Raw genomic sequence first — 19,845 nt, 5'->3', positions numbered from 1 at the left:
TGCTCATCCGTGAACACCCGAAACCGCGAACCCGTCGACCTCACCCCACCAGACTGCCGCGAGCCTCCCCGCGCATATGGGAGACACGCCCTAGAAGGATTGTGGGCGATCCCGCAAACGGAACCCCCGCAACCTCGTCGGTCGTCCTCAGGACTCGATAGTTGATCTTTGCGTCACCGAACCCCGTGGCGTCCAACGCCGCCCGCAGCCGGTTGCCCGCCTCGCCCCAACTCGGGCAGTCGTCGATATGAAGCACTTCGATGATCATCCATCAATGATCCTCCTGCCCGTGCGCGAGTGCCCGACATCTACGTGTCGGAGGAATCTCCAAGAGCCTATGAGCCCGAAACGTTCCGTTGAGGGTGACCTTTCTGGCAGCGGCTATCTGGCCCAGCACGAGTGGACTGTGCCGGTCGTGGCCTGGGCGACAGTCGGAATAGTCTCCAGAAACGCTCGCGTCACCGACTCCGACGCGGGGTATTCCACGACTCGCCAACCCACGACGCCGAAGTCTTCGTCCAGGGCTTTGATGGCGCAGGCGAAGGCTGTGTTCGAAGGTGGGGTGACTTGGAACGACACGGTCACAGTGCGTGCGTCGACCAGCTCGAAACCGGTCTCGTCGTATCCGACATCGTCATCGGAGTTCGAGACGGTCAACCATGAGAGCGCCACGACTGCCGCGGCGGCCGCAACCGTGAGGATGATCCACCGCGCGCGGCGGCGGGCGGGGTGCGAAGCGCGGCCGTAGCGTTCGTCGAGCTGTTCCCTTGTTGTCATGCAGCGCCTCCTGCGCGGATCTCAATAGATCCTTCCGATGAGGCGATCATTTGCGGTCGCGGGTGTCGCGCATGGCGAGCTCGCGCAGGCGTGCGTTGTACGCATCCAGTTCGGCTTCGCCGGTGCGGTCATCGTGCCGGTCGCGGCGCTTCGTCTCGCGTGCGTCGCTACGGCTCCACTGGATCGCGACGGTGATCGCGAGGATGAGGGTCGGGATCTCGCCGATCGACCAGGCGATGCCGCCGCCGATGTACTGGTCTTCCAGCGGTGTGGCTCCCCAGGTGCGGCCCATCGCTCCGAACCACTCGGCGACCATCAGCCCCGATTGCATCATGATGGCGATGCCGAAGAAGGCGTGCATCGCCATGATTCCGATCAGCAGCAGTAGCCGACCGGCGTATGGCAGCCGCCACGGCACCGGGTCTATGCCGATCAATGATTGGACGAACAGGTAGCCGGTGATGAGGAAGTGGGCGATCATCCATTGGTGGCCGAGGTGGTCGTACAGCGACCACCGGAAGAGATCGGTGTAATAGAAGATCCACAGCGACCCGATGAACAGGCCGGCCGCGACAAATGGGTTCGTCAACACGCGCGCGGCTGGGGAGTGCACGGCCCACAGGATCCACTCACGGCCGCCGCGGGTGCCGTCGTCACGCTTGCGGATCGCTCGGGCTGCGAGCGTCACCGGAGCTCCAGCCACCAGCAGCACCGGGATCGCCATCGTGAGCAGCATGTGCCCGACCATGTGCATGCTGAACAGGTAGTCCTGGTAGACGTTGATTACACCACCGGTGACCCACACCAGCAGTGCCATCCCCGCGATCCAGAGGATCGTGCGGTAGACCGGCCACGCGTCGCCACGGCGCCGCAACCGCCACACCCCGGCGAGGTAGAAGAAGACCGCGAAGCCAGCGACCACCGCCCACAACAGGTCAACGTTCCATGCGGTGACCCACCGTTCGATCGTGAGCTCCGGGGGCAACGGTGCACCGGTGAGGCGTTCTGCCGGTGTCGGGATCTCGGGAAGTGGGGCTGGGTTCGGAGGCGGGGTGCGTGCCAGCGCTGCCGCGGCGCCGCTGGCCGCACCCATCAGCGCTAGCTCGAAGGCGATCAGTGTCCAGAAGGCGCGGGATGCTGCGCCAGATTCGCGCATCCTGCCGACTAGGCGAGCGCGGTACCACACACCGAGGAGGCCGAGCCCAATGAGCGCGATGACTTTGACGCCCAAGATCGCGCCATAGGGAGAGAGTAGGGCAGACCACTCCTGCAGTCCTATAGCCGCACGAACGGTGCCGGACACGGCGACGAGCACGAACGCGGCAAGGGCGATGCTCGAGTATCGGGCGACGACATCGGGGATGCGGCGCTGATCAAGGACGGGACGGACGGCGATGAGCAGGAGCAGCCCGCCGAGCCACACCGCGGCGCCGATGATGTGCAGAATGAGCGCCATCATCGCCTCGTGGTGGAAGGCGTCATCGCCAGAGTGTCCCTGTGTGCCCATCGGCACAAGCGAGGCGACCGCGAGCAGCGCAACGACGAACGTGCTGACCCAGGACCGGACGGCGAAGGTGAGCACGGTCAGTGCTGCGCCTGCAACCGTCGTAATCAGCCAGGTGCGGCCCACCTCGAGCTCAACGAGGAACCGACCGAGCTGCGCACCGAACTGCGGTCCTGCGTCGAGCGCGGGGTTGAACACGCTGAGAAACGTGAGGAACCCGGTCGCGCCCGCCGCGACGGTGAACACGGCGGCGGAAATCGAGGCGGTATCGAGGGCGACGTCGAACTCGCGCTCACCGGGGCGGAGCGTGAAAAGCGCGGTCACGAGAACGCCGACCATACCCGCGGCAGCGAGGTTCACGATCAGCTTTGCGACGGGAAGTCCCCAGCGTGCGATCGGGCCGGCGTCGTCTAACGACAGTTCCGCGGCACCGCCGCCGAACCCCAACGCCCAGACTATGACGACCAGTGCGACTGTGCCGAGGATCGCCGGTCCGACTGCCCGTAATGTGCGGGCCTTCATCCCGGTGATGGTCGGCACGTTCTGCGCCTGAGAACAGGGTTGAGACTTGTATGTGCGGCGCCGGGAGTCGGAGGCCTCGGGGGCATGTCGGTGCCTTCAGTGTGGGAGCGCATGTCAGCTGAGCCCGGAGTAGGCGTGCAGTCCTTTGAAGAACATGTTGACGATCGTGAAGTTGAACAGCACCGCGACGAACCCGATGATGGACAGCCAGGCGGAGCGGCTGCCCCGCCAGCCCCTGGTCGCGCGGGCGTGGATGTAGCCGGCGTAGAGCACCCAGATCACGAACGTCCACACTTCCTTGGTGTCAAAGCCCCAGTAGCGGCCCCAGGAGTCGTTCGCCCAGATCGAGCCTGCGATGAGAGTGAATGTCCAGAACACGAATCCCACGATCGCGAACCGGTAGGCGAGTGATTCGAGCGCGTCGGCAGGGGGCAGCGTGCGCAGGAACCCGGGGCCGACGGTTTCCGAGGATGCCTGAGCGCGGCGTTCACGGCGTGCTTGCATGAGCTGGGTGATGGAGAGGCCGCATGCGATTGCGAACAGGGCGGTGGCGAGCGAGGCGACGAAGACGTGGATGATCAGCCACACGCTCTTGAGTGGGTCCATCAGCGGGACGACGTCGACGTAGAACGTGATCGTCGCCCCGCCAAGGAGCAGCACCACCATACCGATGAGGAAGGCGCCCAGGAACCGGAGGTCGAAGCGGCGGAGCACCACCAGGTACACCGCGACGATCAGGACAGTGCCCGTCAGCGCGAATTCATACATGTTCGCCCACGGCACCCGTTCGGCGGCGATTCCGCGCAGGATGGTGCCAGCGAGGTGGAACAGGAACGCGAGGACCGTCAGCGACGTCCCGATCCGCGCCCATATCAGCCGCTGCCGCTGCGAGGGAGGCGTGTGCATGCTGTCGAGCGGCTCAGCCGGAGTGGTCCCCGTCTGTGAGCTCGCGGCTGCGGCGGCGCCGACCAGGAGCGGCTCCCGCTGAGGGATGCTGGCGGGGACGGAGCGTTGGGCGAGGTCGATGGTGTAGGCGATGAACGCAAGTACGTAGGTGGCGATCGCCGTCCATACCAGCAGCAACGAGATGCCGTCGAGGGAGAGCGCGTCGGGTCCGGTCATGGCAGGGTCGTCCTCTTCTTCGTTGCGGTCACGGGCTGGGGAGGAGCGTGGAGGGTGGAAGATACGTGGGCATGGGTCAGCCTGCGTTCGCTTCCAGCCAGGCCAGCGAATCGACAGCGGTTCCGTCGAGGTAGACCTCGAAGTGCAGATGGTTCGCGGTGGAGCGCCCGGTGCTGCCGACGAGACCGACCAGCTGGCCGGCGGAGACCGACTGGCCGGTGGTGACCTGTCGGCTTCCGGTCTGCATGTGCGGGTACACCGTGCTGATCTGCTGCCCGTTCAGAACGGATTCCAGCACGACGGTGACGCCGTAGGCGTTGTAGCTGTCTTGCGAGATCCGCACGACGCCGTCGACGGAGGCGTAGACGGGGGTACCGCCGGCGGCGACCATGTCGGTGCCCATGTGCGCGCCGCCTCGAGCGCCGAACCTGTCGGTCACGGTGAAGGGACCGCCCACCGGCCAGCGCACGGTCCCGCTGCCGGGGCTCACCATGGTGTAGTCGAACGGCACCGAGGCGACGCGGGCTGAGTCGCGGGCACGGGCTGCGGCTGCTTCTGCCGCCTTCTTCTGGTCGATCTCTGCCTGTGTGGTTGCGGCGTAGCTTTCTCGGGAGAGCTGTCCTGCGGCTGAGTCGGAGGCCACGACGAGGGATTGCGCGTCGTCCGAGGCAACTTGCTGCAGTGTCGAGATCTCTGCGTCCGCAGGCTGCCAGGCAGCGTATGCGGGTAGCGCGACGGTTGCGACCAGGCCGGTGACCATCGTGAGGACCGCCAGGGACCGCATCGGGCGGAGCACATTGGACCCGCGGGGAGCGGACCTACTTGCGGTCGTGCGCCGTAGGAGCGGTGGCGTCAGGATGCTGGTGTGTGGCAGGGGTGCAGCGTGGCGCAGGCTGCGCCTGGTGGGGGCACTCTGAGGGTGATCGCCGCCTGGTGATGTGGGCTGGTCAGTCATGATGTCCTCCTTCGTTTCGGGTTAGATGGAGACGCCGCGGTCGGCGAGGAAGTTGATGGGGTTGACGGGTGACCCGTTGACGTAGGCCTCGAAGTGCAGGTTGCAGCCGAACGCGTTTCCGGTGTTGCCTTCGCTGCCGATCAGGTCGCCGGCGTTCACGCGCTGGCCGTATCCCACGTTGAACCCGCCGTTGCGGATGTGGGCGTATCCGGTGCCGATCCCGCCGCCGTGGTCGATTTTGATGTAGTTGCCGTAGCCGCCGTTGTATCCGGCGTAGACGACGGTGCCGGCCGCGGCGGCGTAGATCCCGGCGCTGCAGCCACCGCTCAGGTCGACGCCGTAGTGGTAGCTGGTCGAGCAGTATCCGTTTCCGCATTGCGAGCTGCGTGGCCCGAAATCCGAAGTGCGGCGCCCGGATGTGGGCCGTGCCCACCCGGAACTGACCACTCCCCCTCCGTTGCCTGCGGCGGCGAGACGTTCAGCCTCTGCTCGTTCCGCCGCTCGGCGTTGCTCCTCGGCGATGCGGGCAGCTTCGACGCCGGCCTGATAATCGGCGATAGTCTTCGCCGTGGTGTCTTGGAGAGCGGCGAGTTGGGCTTGCAGTTGACCAAGGTTGAGTGTCTGGGCGTCGAGGGCTGCTTGGGCGGCATCGGCGGCCTGCTGCGATTCGGACATCTTCTGCTCCGCGACCGCCTGCAGCCGGTCGCGCTCATCTCTGGCCACGACCGCCTGATCGGTCAAACTCTGCGCAGCGTCGCGCGCGGTGATCGCGGTGGCATACACCCTCTGGTTGCGTTCCAGCAGTTTGTCCATCACGCCCAGCCGCGTGAGCAGGTCGTCCGCGGTGGCGGCGGAGCCCGAGAAGAACAGCTCGAGAGAGGTCTGGTCGCCGCCGTCTCGATACAGCTGTGCGGCAACGCGGCCGGCTTTGTTCGCCGCGTCGGTCGCGTTGGCTGCTTCCGCGTCGGCCTGGGACTGCAGCGTGTCCGCTCGCACGGCCGCCTCGAAGTACTCCTGCTGGGCGGTGTAGAACGCACCCGCGGCCTGCTCAGCGGCGGTGCGGGTGCGCGCCACCTCGCCGGTGAGGCTTTGGATGAAACCCTGGATCCGCTGCACCTCGGCAGCCTTGGTCGCTTCGTTCGCTTTGGCTGCCTGCACGTCGTCCCAGGACGGATAGGTGGCCGCGAACGCTGAGGGCAGCAACGGGCCAGCCACGATCGGGGCGACCAGGCCAGCGGTCCCCGCGCCCAGCAGGGTGCGTCGGCTGACACCTGCCCGCAGCTCTCGGCTCTCGGCGGGAGTAGGTGCGCACCCGCATTCCTCTGCCCTCCGCGGATCTTCCCGCGCGGCCTTGGTGGGGACCACTTGTGGCGTTGCGCGCCCGTGGTCGTGTTCGTATCCGGCATGTCCCGTCCGCGCCGCGTTCATCGAAGACTCCTTCGGCCGGTCGGATGATTCGTGTCGCCCGACCGCGTGCGGGCACGGTGGGAGAAGCCGGCCGCCGCGAGAGCAACACCGGAGGCGAGGACGATGAAACCGGTGAGCCAGGGGCCGAGCACGATTGACGGGGTGAGCCCCGTGCGCAGCGGGACAGTGCTGACCGCGGCGCCAGCGGTGTCGACGCCGATGCTGTCGAGGGTGGTGCCGTCTGGGGCGATCACCTGACTGGTGCCCACCGTCGAGACGTTAACGACGGCGCGACCCGTTTCGATGGCGCGCATGCGGGCGAACGCGAGTTGCTGCAGGTTCTCGTCGGTGCCGCGGAAGTCGGCGTTGTTGGTCTGAAACACGAACATTTGCGCACCCTGCTGGGCGCCGTCCCAGATGACGGTGTCGTAGATCACGTCGAAGCAGATCGCCAACCCGACACCGACGTCTCCGACCTGCACGAGCGGGGGGTTGTTGCCGGGGGTGTATTCGCGTTGGATCAGACCGACCAGGTCAGGGACGATCAGTTCGTAGAACCACCGGTCGGGCACGTATTCTCCGAACGGGACCGGGTTGACCTTGTCATGCCACTGCCGGTCCGCGGGATCTGCGGTCCACAGCAGCGAGGTGTTGAAGACATCGCCGCCGCGGGTTGTGGCGGCGTTCATCAGCAGCGGTGCTCGCGCTGCCTTCACGACACGGTCCAGTGCGGCCGCGGCGGCGGGGTCGCTGAGCGGGTCGGCGTCGACGCCGCCTTCCGGCCAGGCCAGCAGATCCATCGGCTGCCCGTACAAGGGGCTTGTCGCTGATGTCTGAGCGGCGAGGACGTCGCCAGGCGCTTTTACGTCGAAGTACCCGGTCGGGCCGTTGCCCTGCACCCATCCGACTCGGAATGCCCCGGCCGCGGTGGTGGGGAACTGCGGCATCACAGCCAGGAGAACCGCGACGACGCCGACGGGGAGCAGGCCGCGGGCGAATCGGAACCCGCCCGCACGCAGCCACTGCACCACGGCGGCGCATACCATCACGATCAGGAACGACAACCCGGTCACGCCCGTCCACGACGCGACCTCGACGAACGGCCCGCCGACCTGCGTCATCCCGACCCGCGCCCACGGGAACCCGGAGTACGGCCACGCTCCCATCACCACCTCGCGTACCGCCCACAGCCCCCCGACCAGCAGCGGCACCGCGAGCAGCTGCACGGCGCCGCGTGGCCGGTGACGTGCGGTCCACCGGTAGGCGAGGGCGATCGGCACCGCGCCTACGCCGAACAAGATCGCTTCCAGCCCGGCGAGGGCAAGCCACGGCACCGGGCCGAGGAACTCCCCCACCCATACCAAGTGGGCGGTGTAGAACACGGTCCCGAAGACGGTGCCGACCAGCAGTGCACCGCCGATGCTGCGGCCGATCAGGCTCAGCAGGGCGACCGTGACGCTCACGAAAGCCAGTGGCCACCACCCGACCGGCGCGGACGCCACATCCAGGAAGACCCCGGCAGCGGCGGCCGCCGCTACCGCCGCCCAGAGCGGCATCGACCATGACGGCGCACGCTGTGGCGTCCCGCGCTCCGGCGCAGCAGCCGGGGCAGGAGGGGGCAGGGTCGTGGGCATCGGTCAGGTGTCTTTCTGGTGCAGTCGGGTCAGGTAGTCGTTGTATGCATCGAGTTCGGGGTCACCGTGAGCGTCGGCGCGGCGGTCGGCGGCGACGGCCTGGGCGGTGTCCTCGCGGAACCAGCGGTGCATCACGTAGATGAGCATCAGCAGGGTGGGAGCTTCGCCGTAGGACCAGGCCAGGCCACCGGCGAGGCGTTGGTCTTCGATCGGGTCCATTCCCAGCGCGCTCGTCGGCCCGGCGAACCCTTGCACGAGGGTGCTGGTGGCCATCATCAGGAACACGCCGAAGAACGCGTGCAGGGCGGCTTCGGCGAACACATCCAGAGCGCGTCCACCGTGGCTCATCCGCACCGGGAGCGGGTCTGAGGACAGAATCGGGATCGTGAACAGCATCCCGGCAACCAGGAACCCGACCTCGAGGAGAGTGTGGCCCGTGACGGTGGCAAGGATCGGGTCGGCGAAGTTCGCCAGGTAGAGACCGTAGAACGCGGCCAGGTACAACGGGACCGCCAGCCACGGGCTGAGCAGCCACCGGGCGGTCCGGCTGCGCAGCCCCGCATGTGCCGCGCGGAGGATCAGGAGGCCGGCGCCGTGGTGGGGCGTGGCGCGCAGCAACAGCGTGCCGGGAGAGCCGAGAACCAGCAGCGGAGGGATTGCCATCATCAGGGTGAGCTGCTGGAACATAAACACCGAGAACAGCGCGTACCCGTACCCCTCGACTCCGAGCCCGGTAACCGCGGCGAGGACGATGCAGCCGAGCAGGAAGCTGACCGTGCGCCACACCGGCCACTGACGCCCCAGCGACCACAGCCGCACCGCGCCGGCCAGGTAGGCGACGGCGAGCAGGCCTGCCACTACTGGCAGCAGTGGCAGCGGCAACGGCCCAGGGCTGAGGAAGCCGAGCAGTGTCGGCGGTGCCCCGGGGATCCAGTCGTTCACGGTCTCATCTCGGTTGAGTGATCAGAAGTCGAAGAGGTCGCCGAGGAAACCCTCTCGACGGCGCTTCTCTCCTCGGTCGTGACGGGAATCGCCTCGGTTCGGTTGAGAGTCGCTGCGGCCGTGGGGGGAGTCGCGTGATGGTGGTGCGGGGTATTCGGGCGCGCGGGAGTCGGAGGTGCGGTCGATGATCTTGTCCAGTTCGCCGCGGTCCAGCCAGACGCCACGGCATTGCGGGCAGTAGTCAATCTCGACACCGGAACGCTCGGTCACCACGAGCAGGGCATCGTCAATGGGACATTTCATCGGTTTTCTCCTTCGGGAGGGATGTGGCTTGTGGTGCCGGTCAGCGCGGCGGCATGAGTGTCCGCGATGTCGCGGACGGCTTTGTGGAGGGTCGGGTCTTCACCGCGCGCGAGGCCGGCGTATTCGACACGGACGCCCGCAGGGGTGGTGTGGGCTTTGATCCACACGCGGCGGCGGGGTACGAACATCCCGGCGATCAGTCCCAGGGTGGCGAGGGTGGCGAAGGCGAGCACCCAGGTGCCGGAGGGGTCGTTTTGGATCTGCAGCGACGCGAACCGTTTCACCGGTTCACCGACCACCGCGGTGTCGTCCTCCCAGGTGATCGTCCCCCACCCGTTGGGAAGGTCAGCGGTCGCGCCGGGGGTGAGCTCGAGCGACGCGGCGCCGGTGTCGGCGCCGGTGTGCTGGGTGAGCCCGTCGACATCGAGGGTGTAGACGGACCGGGGGGTGCCGTCATCGATCCCGAGGTCACCGCTGAACACATTGAGAGTGAGCACCGGGTTGATCGCATCCGGGTACACCGACGTGTACGCACCGGACGGCAGCACACCCTGGGTGGGGTAGAAGAATCCGACCAGACCGAGCTGCTCAGGCATCCCGTCCGGGACCTTGATGACCCCCAAGGAGGTCATGAACGAGTCCTGCGGCAAGAACGGCTGCGATTCGCTGAATACGACTTCCCCCGCCGGGTTCCGGATGGTGAGGGTGGGCGCGTACCCGTTTCCGAGCAGGTAGATCCGGTCACCTTCGACGGTGATCGGATAGTTGACGATGACGCTCTCGCTGCGGTCGTCCTGCCCGGGTTGGCGGATGGTCACGTTGGCGGAGAAGTCCCCTGCTTGTCCCGCGCCGGGGGCTCCGGGGAGCTGATACGTGACTTCGAACTCGTCGAGGGTCATCGAGTACGGGGCGAGGCCGGTTCCGTCGATGAACCGGCCCGGGTCAAAAGAGGAGTAGTCGCTCAGGGCGTTGACAAACGTGGTGCCCTCCACCACGACCCGCTGTCCGGTGTATGCGAACCCGCCGCCGATGCCAGCAGAGACCAACACCCCAATCAAGGCAACATGGAAGACCAGGTTCCCGGTCTCCCGCAGATACCCGCGCTCCGCCGAGACCGAAGCCCACCCGCGGCCGTCGTACCTGTGCACCCGGTACCCGGCGCGGCGCAGTTGCCGCTCCGCGAGCTCAATCGCCTCTTCCGCCCCGTTCTTGGTCGGACCCCCTGCCGATACGGTGACCTCCCGGTAGTCGGAGAGTCTGGAGAGGCGGGCGGGGGTGCGGGGCGGCTGGGATCTGAGGGCTTTGTAGTGGTGCTTTGCGCGGGGTATCACACAGCCGATGAGGGAGGTGAACAGCAGCAGGTAGATCGCGGAGAACCAGGGCGACTGGTACACGTCGAACAGGCCGATCGCGTCGGCGAGAGGGAACACCTCCGGATTGTCGCGTTCCCATTTGATGACGCCGTTGGGGTCGGCGGTGCGCTGTGGGAACAGAGACCCCGGTACGGCGGCGATCGCGAGAAACAGCAGCAGCACCAGGGCGGTACGCATACTAGTCAGCTGCCGCCACGCCCACCTCGCCCAGCCCACGATGCCGAGCGCGGGCGAGGTCACGTCCGCGGCATTGTCACCGTCGTCGCTGTCGGCGTGGTCGCGAGGTCGGAGCGGGTCGACAGCCTCGTTCGTCGTATCGGTCTCAGAGTGGGAGGGGGACATTGATCACCACCTGTTGCAGTGCCGACATCAGCGCCGTCCACGCTCCGGTGACCATCAGCAGCCCGAGGAGGATGAGCATCACTCCGCCGATGATGTTCAGCGCGCGGATGTGGCGGCGCAGGAATGTCACGGACCGGGATGCCCATCCCCACCCGGCCGCAAGGATCAGGAACGGGATCCCCAAGCCGAGGGAGTAGGCCAGGCCGAGCAGTCCGGCGCGAGCCGGGTCGCCCAGGTTCCATGACATCGAGATGATCGCGGCGAGGGTGGGACCGATACAGGGCGTCCAGCCGACGCCGAGCGCGAAGCCGAGCAATGGGGCGCCGATCAACCCGGCGCGGCCTCGGGCGCGGGGGCGAAGGGTGCGTTGGGCGAACCCGAACAGGCCGAGGAACACCAGCCCGAGGAGGAGGATGATGACCCCGAAGACCCGGGTGAGGATGTTCGCGTACTGCAGCAGCAAGTATCCGAACGCGCCCCCAAGGATGGTGACGGCCACGAACACCACGGTGAAACCGGCGATGAACAGGGCCACCCCCAGCAGGAGTCGTGCACGCTCTGTCCGCACCGTCGTTCCTGACCCTGTTGAGGTGGTTAGGGTGTCGGTGGTGGTGCTGCCGAGGTAGCCGAGGTAGCCGGGCACGAGCGGCAACACGCACGGGGACAGGAACGACACCAGCCCGGCGAGCACCGCGACCGGGACAGCCACCCAGAGGGCACCGTCGACGATCGCCACCCCCGGGTTCACGGGGCATCCTCCGCGAGAGCATCGGCGACGAGTGTGGAGAGGATGGACGCGGAGGCCAGCTGTCCGATGATCCGCGCGGCGACTCTCCCGTCACGGTCGATGACGAGGGTGGTGGGGGTGGCTTGGATGGGGGTGAGCTGCGCGAATGCGAGTTTGACCTGCCCGTCGTTCACATCGATCACGCTCGGGTAGGTGATGTTGTTATCGCGGGCGAAAGAGAGCGCGGTGGCCGGCTGATCGTAGGTGTTCACGCCGAGGAACGCGACACCCTGGTCCTGGTACTCCTGCCACACCTCTTCCAGGAGCGGCGCTTCGACGATGCACGGCCCACACGCGGCGTACCAGAAGTTCACCACCAACACCTCACCCCGATAGTCGTCACTGGTCACCGGGTCACCGGTCTCGGTAACACCCTCGAACACGACCGGATCCCCCCGTTCCGGCTCCGGAATCTCCACGACCTGGAAATCGCCGGAGATGTAACCCTTCTCATTGCCGTCCCGGTACTGCTGCGCGAGGGAGTCATCCGCCGCACATCCGGTCAGTAACGTCGCCGCGAGGAGCAGGGCGACAGCAGTCCGGGTCCGGCCTCTGTGCGTGGTCATGGGCGGCGCACTTTGATCAGCGCACCGGCGACGAGGAATACCACGGCTGCGACCGGTTGTGCCGCCGTCCACACGGGCCCGGTGAACGGGAACGGGAAGACCGGGTTCCAGATCACCACCATCACCGCGAACACGGGCACCCACCACCACTGCCGCGCCTGCACCGCGAACCACGCGACAATCACGCCCAGGATGGAGGTGAGAAACAGCACCGCCAGGAACCAGTCGTTGCCCATCAGCACCGGTGCGAGGAATAGGGCTGCCGCGGCGAGCAGGCTCGGTGCGAACGCGTTGCGCTGGTAGGTCGAAGGGTTTCGCTGTTTCGTCGTCATCGTCCTGCCTCCAGGGTGGGAGCCGTGACCGGGGGTTCATCCGTGGCTGTTGTGGGGGTGCGGCGGTGACGGATCCAGAGACTTCCGGCCAGGACGATCACGCCGGCACCGAGAGCAACGTCGGCGAGGTTGCCGATAAACCAGTTGCCGTACGCGAGGAAGTCGGTGACATGGCCGCGGCCGAACGCGGGTGGCGCGAAGAGCCGGTCGATGAGGTTGCCGATCGCGCCGCCCAGGATCAGCCCGATCCCGACCGCCCAGCCGGTGGTGCGGGCGCGAGCTGCGGCGACGATGAGAACGACGGTCGCGGCCACCCCCAGCAGGGTCAGCAGCCATGTCGCCCCGGACCCTAAGGAGAGGAGGGCTCCAGGGTTGAAAGCGAGTTGCAGACCGAGCAGTTCACCCAGCAGTGGGATCCGCTCGTCCTCTCTTAGCGTGGACAAGGCGGCCGCCTTGCTGGCCTGATCGATCAGCACCACGCCTGCTGCGGCGATGCATGCGAGAGCGAACCTGCGTGCTTGGTTACGACTCATTTGTAGAGTCCTTCTCTGCGGGAGCATCCCGGGCGGCTCGCGCGGCGGCGGCACGGTCGAGTTGTCGACGTTCCCTGCCGACCATCAACACGATGACGAGGGTCGCCCCGAGGACGACCACTCCCCCGAGCACAGCGAGGATCGCGAAGGTATCGCCGCCTCCGGAGGTCTCGCCCCCGTATCCGTTGTCAGCGGGCGCTTCGGTCGCGGTCGGTGCGGGGGTCTGCGGAGCCGTGCTCGGTGTGGCGGCGGGTCTACTCGCGACGGCGTCGGTGGGTGCGACGGTGTAGGTGTATTCGCCGCTGATCGGATGGCCATCACTGGAGACGACTTTCCACCGGACGGTGAACAGCCCGGCCGGCGGGTTCGGGGCGAGCTGCTGAGTGATGGAGGTGCCATCCTCTGCCGGTGCATCGGTGGCGATGTTCTTCCCATCTGGGGCGATCACGTCGACGGCGGCGGATTGCATTCCCGCGATGAGTTCACCACTGAAGGACAGGGTGATTTCTGTCGGTGATCCGGTGATTGTGGATTCCGCTGCCGGAGAGGAGGAGACCAGTTCGTCGTGCGCTTGGGCGGGGGTCGCAACAGCCAACGTCAGTCCGGCTCCGAGGAGAAGGGTGGCCAGGCTGGTGATGAGTGAGCGGCGGTGGTTACGCATGGGTGGTGTGTTCTCCGGGGTGGGATTGCGGTTCGATCTGGAACGTGGCGTGCTCGATGCTCACCGGAAAGTGTTCGGAGACACACTCCTGGAGCTCTTGCAGCAGCCGAGCGGACTGTTCCGGGGTGAGGGTGTCGTCGACGACGACGTGCGCGGTCAGAGTGGGCAGGTCCGTGGAGACTTGGGAGGCGTGCAGGTCGTGCACAGCGACCACCGGCGGGAGCTCGAGGATGTGTCGGCGTACCTCCGCGAGATCAAGGCCGGGAGGGGTGGATTCGAGGAGGACGCTGCCGGACGCGCGGAGCAGGATGAAGGTGCGCGGGATGATCAGGAGAGCGATCAGGATGCCGGCGACCGCGTCTGCCTGGTACCAGCCGAGGGTGGCGATCAGGATGGCGCTGACGATGACACCGACGGAGCCGAGTGCATCATTGAGGACCTCGAGGAATGCGGCGCGCATGTTCAGGTTGCGTGTGCGACCGCTCATCAGCACAAGCAGGGATGCGATGTTCGCGACCAGGCCGACGATCCCGAAGAACAATAGGCTGCCCGACGCGATCTCGGGCGGCTCGAACAGTCGCCGTACGCCCTCAACCAGCGCGAAGATCCCCACACCGAGGAGCAGTGCGGCCTGGGCGAGGGCGGCGAGCACTTCCGCACGCCGCAGCCCGAACGTGTACCGGTCAGACGGGGGCCGGTTCATCAGATGCGCGGCGGTGACCGCCATCGCGAGGCCGATCACGTCGGTCAGCATGTGCGCGGCGTCCACGAGCAGGGCGAGGCTGCCGGTGATGATCGCGCCGATGACTTCGATCACGAACACGGACGCGGTGATCGAGAACGCGATCAGTAATCTGTTCCGAGGGGTCGCCTCCCCCGTGTCGTGGCTATGGCCAGCGCCCATGATGGTCCCTCTCTTACGGCCGGTTGATGATGTGGTGCGCGATCGCTGCCGCGTCCGCGGAGACCCCGGCGATGGTGTCGACGCCGCGGCGGCTGTACTGCGGGAATCCAGCGACGAACAGGCCAGGTAAAGGGGTCGTTGTGCGCCGCGGCCCACGGATGCGTGCCTCATCGGGAAACCAATCGTCTCCGGGGAGGTAGCCGGTCGCGAAGATCACAGAACCCGGTGATGCCGTCGTCCCGTCCGCGAAGGTCACCGCCCCACCCCGCGCGTGTGTCACCGCCGGGGCCATGCGCACACCGGCCTGTTGCAGCCGTTCGTAGCTGTCACCGAACACCGGCTCCGGACGAAGTTCTCCGCCGAACAATGGCCGATGCCGCCCCGCTGCCGACGGGTAGCTCACCAACGGGCGGTGCGCACGGCGCGTACGCGCCGCCAGGGTCACCGCATGGGATCCGGCAAGCTCCCGCGCGATCTGCAGACCGCTGTTGCCGCCGCCGATGACAAGCACATCGCGGGTGGGAATCTGGCGGGGATACTGGTAGCTGCTGCTGTGGATCGCGACACCGGGCACGCTCAGTGCGGTAGACCATTTGGGAAGTCGGGGGTAGGCGGCAGCACCCGTGGCGCAGACAATGTTGCGGGTCTGCACCTCACCGACAGAAGTGGATAGATGCAGCGTCGATCCATCGCCACGCCGCTCGACCCCGGTGACGTGGACACCCCAGGCTGTTTCGACACCGATCGCGGCCTCGACCACCTTGAGGTAACCGACCATCTCATCCACCCTGGGGTGCAGCCGTTGATCCCCCGGATGCCGGCGAGCCGGGAGAGCGCTGTGTCGGGCGTCACTGAGCAGCACCATCGAGTGCCACCGTGACGACCAACTACGCTGACCCGGAGCTGCCGCATCGATCACGACGAAATCCTGTTGGGGTTGCAGCCCTTCCGCGCTGAGCGCCGCAGCGACAGCAAGGCCCGACTGACCGGCGCCAACGATGATCGCCCGACGGCGCGCAAGACTGGCAGGCATCACGGGCCCGTGCTCAACGCTTGCGTGATGGCCTCCTCGAGATCGTCCCACTGCTGCAACTCGAGCGGTTCCCCGTCGACGAAGAACGTCGGGGTGCTGGAAACACCCAGCGCCTGACCCTCGTTGAGGTCCATCTCCACCCGGGCCAGCGTTTCCGGGTCCGCGATCGCCGCGTCGTAGGCGGCCATATCTAACCCGAGCTCTTCCGCGAATCCGCGGAAGAGGTCTGCGCGGGATTCCTGCGACTCCCCCCACTCGGCCTGCGTCTCGAACAGCCGGTGATACATATCCTCGAACCGGTCCTGCCCGGCAGCGGCCTCCGCAGCCAGAGCCGCGTTGGTGGAGTTGGTGTGACCGGGGAGCGGGAAGTAGCGGACGACATAGGTGATCTCACCGGCGAACTTCTCCCGAATGTCTTCGACGATCGGGTAGAACGCCCCGCACGCCTCACATTCGAAGTCAAGGAACTCCACCACCGTGACCGCACCCTCACCCCCGTCGTCCAGAACATGCGAGTTCGGTCGCACCACCGATGCCGGCTCCCCCTCCCCGCCCGGGGAAGGCGTCGAGCGTTCGTTGACAAGGACATAGATGACCGCCGCCAGGATCATGGCGACGACGACAGCGACAGTGATCAGCGTCGCTTTTACAGGGGTTTTCATGGGGGTACTCCGAACGGTCGCGACACGTGGGCATGAGAGAGATATCCCCGGCAGGTACGCCGGAGAAGGGTCACCACCACAGACGGGTGGCGTGCCAGGTGTCAGGTTCGGGAAATGCTCAACTGTGTCAGCGTGAACGCGGCGGCGCGGGGCGGTGCCGGCGTGGGCAACAGTGCTCTCAGCAACGGCAAGAGTTTTCGTTCAGGCTGCGGACGCCGGGTGCGATGCACCCACCGGGTCACCACGACCAGCAGCAGCCCACACAACACCCCGAGCACACACACCGCGACGCCCAGCAGTGCGGGACTCGTCGTTCCCTGATCGATCACCGGTGCACCAGCGGCGATGGGCGCGATGTGCGCGTCCACATGCTCCGTGACAGACGAGACGGTCGGTGCGGCCGCCTCGGGCTCGGTGTGGGTAGCCATCCACGCCCCGACGACAAGCAACAGCGCCAGAGCCACGCTCGTAATGATCCTCGTTATCAGCAGGCGCTCACTCAGAATCACAGCATCCTGTGTTCGAGTGGCCAAGATCATCCCGAGCAGTCTACCTTCCACGAATCAGCCGGTTGCGGTGCCGAGATTCAAGCAACCGTCAGCGCGGGCTCTGGTGCGACTGTCGTGGACATGCTGCGGGCAAGGGCGGGGCGGCGGGCAGCGCGGACACCGTTGGCGATGACGATCAATTCGGCGATCTCGTGAACCAAGACCACCCCGGCCAGGCCCAGCACCCCAAACAACGCGAGAGGGAACAGGACGACGATGATCGCCAACGCGAGGGCGATGTTGGTGGTCATGATCCGTCGGCCGCGTCTGGCATGAGCAAGCGCGGCGGGGATGAGTCGGAGGTCGTGGCCGGTGAAGGCGACGTCGGCGGATTCGATCGCCGCCGCGGACCCTTTCACGCCCATCGCGATTCCAACCGTGGCCGTGACCAAAGCGGGCGCGTCGTTGATGCCATCGCCGACCATTGCCGTGGGCCGGGTGGCGACCAGGGCGGTGATCGCGTCGGCCTTGTCTCCCGGCAGCTGTTCGGCTTGCACGTCGGTGATTCCGGCCTCGCGGGCGATCGCGCGGGCGGTGCGGCCGTTGTCGCCAGTGAGCATGACCGTGTCAATGCCCTGCGCGTGCAGCATCCGCACGGTCTCCGCCGATTCCGGGCGCAACTCGTCGCGCACTCCGACCAGGCCGGCGAACCTCCCGTCAACCTCCACGACCACAACCGTCATTCCCTGCCCGGCCATCTGCTCCGCGATGTCGCTCTGCTCGCTGACGTCCAACCAACGTGCGTTGCCGACACGCACGGTGCGGCCACCGACTCGGCCCGTAATACCATGCCCCGCGTCCTCCAGCACATCCACCGCGGCCGGTGCATTGGGCGCGGCCGCCGTGATGGCCGTGGCGAGGGGGTGCGTGCTGGTCGCTTCGACTGCCGCCGCCCAGGCCAGCAATCCCTCGCGGGTGACGCCCGGCGCCGGGTGTACCTCGACGACGACGGGCTGGTTTCGGGTGAGGGTGCCGGTCTTGTCCAAAGCGATGGCGCGGATAGTGCCGAGTTGCTCGAACGCCTCGCCCGACTTGATGATGACACCGAACTTGGACGCGGCACCGATGGCGCTGATCACCGTCACCGGGACAGCGATCGCCAGAGCGCAGGGGGACGCGGCGACCAGGACGACGAGCGCACGTTCCGTCCACGTTCCGGGATCCCCGATCAAGAAGCCGAACAACACAATCGCAGCGGCCGCAATCAGCACCGCAGGAACGAGAGGCCTCGCGATCCGGTCAGCAAGCCGCGCCCGATCGCCTTTTCGTGCGTGTGCCTGCTCCACGAGCGCGACAATCTGCGTCAAGGAATTGTCACGGCCGTCGGCGGTCGCCTCGATCCGCAAGGTCGCTGCCCCGTTCACGGAGCCCGCTGCCACCAGGTCTCCCGAGGCGACGTCGACGGGGATGGATTCGCCCGTGACCGCCGACGTGTCCAGACTCGACCGTCCCTCCACGACCACACCGTCGGTGGCGACGCGTTCGCCCGCGCCGACCACGAGGATGTCAAGCTCCCGAACATCCGCAGCAGCGATCGTGACATCGCCGTTCAACCGTGACACTCGTACCGTCTCGGGGATCAGCGACAGAAGCGCGCGCAGACCTTCTCTCGCACGATCCATAGCTCGATCCTCGAGGGCCTCGGCGAGGGAGAACAGGAACGCGAGCGTCGCGGCCTCACCGACGTGACCGAGCAGCACCGCTCCTATCGCGGCGATCATCATCAACAACCCGACACCGAGGCGACCGCGCAGCAGCCGGCGGACGGCGCCAGGAACGAACGTGCAGGCACCCGCCAGGAGCGCCACCCACTGCAACAACAGCGCGGGAACAGAGAGCCCGGACCACTCGAAAACGTACCCGGCAAGAAGGAAAACACCGGAAAGGACCGAGGGGAGCAGCGCAGGATCCCGCCACCACGGCGACCGCACCTCCGGCTCCTCCCCCGCGGTACCGGTCACCGCCGCCGAGACACTCGGACCGCAGCACGCGTCCCCGTTTTCGACGTGCAAGGGTGTTGCGTCAACGGCCAGTGCGGCGGGCTCGCCCGGCGAGCAGCAAGAATCCGCGGCCACCCGAGGTGCAGACAACTCGATTCGCCGTACCGTGCCGGCCTTACGGGGCTCGTCCGGACCGCAGCACTCCTCGCTCATCCCGCCCACCCCGTCCGCTCGAAGACCGATGCCCCGTCGGTCATGCGCAGCACTCGCACGCGTCGTCAACGCAGGGGACACCCTGATCGACAGCAACCACAGCCTCCAGTAGATCGCGCATCCCTCGGGTCAGATGAGGATCGGAGATCTCGTATCGCGTGCGGCGCCCCTCGGGTGTTGCCACCACCAGGCCACACCCTCGAAGGCAGGTCAAGTGATTGGAAACGTTGGTGCGAGTCAACTCCAAGTCCCGAGAAAGCTCTGCCGGATACCCAGGCCCGTCCAGTAAAGACAGCAGAATCCGCGAACGCGACGGATCGGCCATCGCCCGACCGAGCCGGTTCATCACATCAAGACGAGAAGAAAGAGTCAGCACACGATGACTATCCAGCCCGGGATGACCGGTTGAGAATCTCCGTTGGTCGACGCGCCTACGACTGAGCTCGCCCCTATCGCTCTTTGAGCCGCAATCTCCTGGCCAGGAACCCCGCCAGACCCCCGAAAAGAAGGCAAACGACAGCGATCGGCACCGCGACCTTCCACCAGACATTGCCGGTGAGCAGATTCGCCAGGAGCACAAACAAACACAACGCGTTGAACGTGAAGGCAAAAAGGACGAATCGAGTGGATGACCAGCGTTCACGCTCGGCCGGACGTTTGACAGCAGAAGGCACGACGATCCATTCACCGGAGGGTGACGTCCCGGGTGGTGGTGGAGTTTTCGGCGGAGTCGTTGGTGTCGTTGACGCTGGCGAGCCATCGTGCGTGGTCAAGATGAGTACCGA

Annotated in this window: 22 protein-coding genes; all 22 read right to left on the bottom strand. The window is 66.6% G+C overall.

The features are described from left to right. Positions 1–40: 40 nt before the first annotated feature. Entirely contained in the window at positions 41–268 is a 228-nt protein-coding gene (locus tag AB0O93_RS16095; RefSeq protein WP_363345064.1) for a hypothetical protein, read from the bottom strand. Between the two features lie 113 nt (positions 269–381). After that, complete coding sequence (locus tag AB0O93_RS16090) at positions 382–777, bottom strand: DUF4307 domain-containing protein (protein ID WP_053549031.1); 396 nt, start codon at positions 775–777, stop codon at positions 382–384. A gap of 46 nt (positions 778–823) precedes the next feature. Next, a complete protein-coding gene (locus AB0O93_RS16085; protein ID WP_301135785.1) occupies positions 824–2,803 on the bottom strand; it encodes a cytochrome c oxidase assembly protein in 1,980 nt (659 codons plus the stop codon). Between the two features lie 114 nt (positions 2,804–2,917). Next, positions 2,918–3,925, bottom strand: a complete 1,008-nt coding sequence (ccsB, locus tag AB0O93_RS16080; RefSeq protein ID WP_053549028.1) for a c-type cytochrome biogenesis protein CcsB — start codon at positions 3,923–3,925, stop codon at positions 2,918–2,920. Between the two features lie 76 nt (positions 3,926–4,001). Further along, entirely contained in the window at positions 4,002–4,709 is a 708-nt protein-coding gene (locus AB0O93_RS16075; protein ID WP_053549030.1) for a M23 family metallopeptidase, read from the bottom strand. Positions 4,710–4,901: 192 nt separating this feature from the next. Beyond that, positions 4,902–6,308, bottom strand: a complete 1,407-nt coding sequence (locus tag AB0O93_RS16070) for a M23 family metallopeptidase (RefSeq protein ID WP_301135775.1) — start codon at positions 6,306–6,308, stop codon at positions 4,902–4,904. After that, entirely contained in the window at positions 6,305–7,921 is a 1,617-nt protein-coding gene (lnt, locus tag AB0O93_RS16065) for an apolipoprotein N-acyltransferase (protein ID WP_082334823.1), read from the bottom strand. Before lnt ends, AB0O93_RS16070 begins: the two co-directional genes overlap by 4 nt. A gap of 3 nt (positions 7,922–7,924) precedes the next feature. Beyond that, positions 7,925–8,863: a cytochrome c oxidase assembly protein gene (locus tag AB0O93_RS16060; RefSeq protein ID WP_231718064.1), complete on the bottom strand. Its 939-nt coding sequence runs from the start codon at positions 8,861–8,863 to the stop codon at positions 7,925–7,927. A 21-nt stretch (positions 8,864–8,884) separates the two neighbouring features. Continuing rightward, the gene (locus tag AB0O93_RS16055; protein WP_053549025.1) at positions 8,885–9,166 is read right to left on the bottom strand and encodes a zf-TFIIB domain-containing protein; all 282 of its coding nucleotides are present in this window, start codon (positions 9,164–9,166) and stop codon (positions 8,885–8,887) included. Then, positions 9,163–10,881: a cytochrome c biogenesis protein ResB gene (locus AB0O93_RS16050; protein WP_053549024.1), complete on the bottom strand. Its 1,719-nt coding sequence runs from the start codon at positions 10,879–10,881 to the stop codon at positions 9,163–9,165. Before AB0O93_RS16050 ends, AB0O93_RS16055 begins: the two co-directional genes overlap by 4 nt. Next, positions 10,862–11,629: a cytochrome c biogenesis CcdA family protein gene (locus AB0O93_RS16045; RefSeq protein ID WP_301135779.1), complete on the bottom strand. Its 768-nt coding sequence runs from the start codon at positions 11,627–11,629 to the stop codon at positions 10,862–10,864. Before AB0O93_RS16045 ends, AB0O93_RS16050 begins: the two co-directional genes overlap by 20 nt. Then, positions 11,626–12,234, bottom strand: a complete 609-nt coding sequence (locus AB0O93_RS16040) for a TlpA disulfide reductase family protein (RefSeq protein WP_053549022.1) — start codon at positions 12,232–12,234, stop codon at positions 11,626–11,628. Before AB0O93_RS16040 ends, AB0O93_RS16045 begins: the two co-directional genes overlap by 4 nt. Further along, positions 12,231–12,566: a DUF6804 family protein gene (locus AB0O93_RS16035; RefSeq protein WP_053549021.1), complete on the bottom strand. Its 336-nt coding sequence runs from the start codon at positions 12,564–12,566 to the stop codon at positions 12,231–12,233. Before AB0O93_RS16035 ends, AB0O93_RS16040 begins: the two co-directional genes overlap by 4 nt. Continuing rightward, positions 12,563–13,099 carry a signal peptidase II gene (locus tag AB0O93_RS16030; RefSeq protein ID WP_053549020.1) on the bottom strand — a complete coding sequence of 179 codons (537 nt, stop codon included), beginning with the start codon at positions 13,097–13,099 and terminating at the stop codon, positions 12,563–12,565. The genes AB0O93_RS16035 and AB0O93_RS16030 overlap by 4 nt, the downstream gene beginning before the upstream one ends. Further along, positions 13,089–13,760 carry a copper resistance CopC family protein gene (locus tag AB0O93_RS16025; RefSeq protein ID WP_082334822.1) on the bottom strand — a complete coding sequence of 224 codons (672 nt, stop codon included), beginning with the start codon at positions 13,758–13,760 and terminating at the stop codon, positions 13,089–13,091. The genes AB0O93_RS16030 and AB0O93_RS16025 overlap by 11 nt, the downstream gene beginning before the upstream one ends. Further along, positions 13,753–14,664 (bottom strand): cation diffusion facilitator family transporter, encoded by a 912-nt coding sequence (locus AB0O93_RS16020; RefSeq protein ID WP_053549018.1) that lies wholly within the window; start codon positions 14,662–14,664, stop codon positions 13,753–13,755. The genes AB0O93_RS16025 and AB0O93_RS16020 overlap by 8 nt, the downstream gene beginning before the upstream one ends. 13 nt (positions 14,665–14,677) lie before the next feature. Beyond that, a complete protein-coding gene (locus AB0O93_RS16015) occupies positions 14,678–15,697 on the bottom strand; it encodes an NAD(P)-binding domain-containing protein (RefSeq protein ID WP_053549017.1) in 1,020 nt (339 codons plus the stop codon). After that, on the bottom strand, positions 15,697–16,359 hold the full coding sequence (locus tag AB0O93_RS16010) for a thioredoxin domain-containing protein (RefSeq protein ID WP_053549016.1): 663 nt from the start codon (positions 16,357–16,359) through the stop codon (positions 15,697–15,699). The genes AB0O93_RS16015 and AB0O93_RS16010 overlap by 1 nt, the downstream gene beginning before the upstream one ends. Before the next feature lie 101 nt (positions 16,360–16,460). Next, a complete protein-coding gene (locus tag AB0O93_RS16005; RefSeq protein ID WP_053549015.1) occupies positions 16,461–16,898 on the bottom strand; it encodes a hypothetical protein in 438 nt (145 codons plus the stop codon). A gap of 47 nt (positions 16,899–16,945) precedes the next feature. Beyond that, positions 16,946–18,838 (bottom strand): cation-translocating P-type ATPase, encoded by a 1,893-nt coding sequence (locus AB0O93_RS16000; protein WP_236968178.1) that lies wholly within the window; start codon positions 18,836–18,838, stop codon positions 16,946–16,948. Positions 18,839–19,100: 262 nt separating this feature from the next. Next, a complete protein-coding gene (locus AB0O93_RS15995; protein ID WP_354000619.1) occupies positions 19,101–19,436 on the bottom strand; it encodes a metalloregulator ArsR/SmtB family transcription factor in 336 nt (111 codons plus the stop codon). A 73-nt stretch (positions 19,437–19,509) separates the two neighbouring features. After that, complete coding sequence (locus tag AB0O93_RS15990) at positions 19,510–19,734, bottom strand: hypothetical protein (RefSeq protein WP_197273038.1); 225 nt, start codon at positions 19,732–19,734, stop codon at positions 19,510–19,512. Positions 19,735–19,845 lie beyond the last annotated feature (111 nt).

It is taken from the genome of Microbacterium sp. NPDC077184, from assembly GCF_040687055.1.
GTDB lineage: Bacteria > Actinomycetota > Actinomycetes > Actinomycetales > Microbacteriaceae > Microbacterium.
Note: the sequence above shows the minus strand (reverse complement) of the source record. Positions and strands in the feature narration are given on the sequence as shown.

What these genes read in the sequence shown, in the direction of transcription:
- AB0O93_RS16055 (WP_053549025.1), bottom strand. Translation starts at nt 9,166, where the DNA reads ATGAAATGTCCCATTGACGATGCCCTGCTCGTGGTGACCGAGCGTTCC.
- AB0O93_RS16075 (WP_053549030.1), bottom strand. Translation starts at nt 4,709, where the DNA reads ATGCGGTCCCTGGCGGTCCTCACGATGGTCACCGGCCTGGTCGCAACC.
- AB0O93_RS16010 (WP_053549016.1), bottom strand. Translation starts at nt 16,359, where the DNA reads ATGAAAACCCCTGTAAAAGCGACGCTGATCACTGTCGCTGTCGTCGTC.
- AB0O93_RS16015 (WP_053549017.1), bottom strand. Translation starts at nt 15,697, where the DNA reads ATGCCTGCCAGTCTTGCGCGCCGTCGGGCGATCATCGTTGGCGCCGGT.
- AB0O93_RS16095 (WP_363345064.1), bottom strand. Translation starts at nt 268, where the DNA reads ATGATCATCGAAGTGCTTCATATCGACGACTGCCCGAGTTGGGGCGAG.
- AB0O93_RS16020 (WP_053549018.1), bottom strand. Translation starts at nt 14,664, where the DNA reads ATGGGCGCTGGCCATAGCCACGACACGGGGGAGGCGACCCCTCGGAAC.
- AB0O93_RS16050 (WP_053549024.1), bottom strand. Translation starts at nt 10,881, where the DNA reads ATGTCCCCCTCCCACTCTGAGACCGATACGACGAACGAGGCTGTCGAC.
- AB0O93_RS16035 (WP_053549021.1), bottom strand. Translation starts at nt 12,566, where the DNA reads ATGACGACGAAACAGCGAAACCCTTCGACCTACCAGCGCAACGCGTTC.
- AB0O93_RS16040 (WP_053549022.1), bottom strand. Translation starts at nt 12,234, where the DNA reads ATGACCACGCACAGAGGCCGGACCCGGACTGCTGTCGCCCTGCTCCTC.
- AB0O93_RS16005 (WP_053549015.1), bottom strand. Translation starts at nt 16,898, where the DNA reads ATGATCTTGGCCACTCGAACACAGGATGCTGTGATTCTGAGTGAGCGC.
- AB0O93_RS16090 (WP_053549031.1), bottom strand. Translation starts at nt 777, where the DNA reads ATGACAACAAGGGAACAGCTCGACGAACGCTACGGCCGCGCTTCGCAC.
- ccsB (WP_053549028.1), bottom strand. Translation starts at nt 3,925, where the DNA reads ATGACCGGACCCGACGCGCTCTCCCTCGACGGCATCTCGTTGCTGCTG.
- lnt (WP_082334823.1), bottom strand. Translation starts at nt 7,921, where the DNA reads ATGCCCACGACCCTGCCCCCTCCTGCCCCGGCTGCTGCGCCGGAGCGC.
- AB0O93_RS16025 (WP_082334822.1), bottom strand. Translation starts at nt 13,760, where the DNA reads ATGCGTAACCACCGCCGCTCACTCATCACCAGCCTGGCCACCCTTCTC.
- AB0O93_RS16085 (WP_301135785.1), bottom strand. Translation starts at nt 2,803, where the DNA reads ATGAAGGCCCGCACATTACGGGCAGTCGGACCGGCGATCCTCGGCACA.
- AB0O93_RS16070 (WP_301135775.1), bottom strand. Translation starts at nt 6,308, where the DNA reads ATGAACGCGGCGCGGACGGGACATGCCGGATACGAACACGACCACGGG.
- AB0O93_RS16030 (WP_053549020.1), bottom strand. Translation starts at nt 13,099, where the DNA reads ATGAGTCGTAACCAAGCACGCAGGTTCGCTCTCGCATGCATCGCCGCA.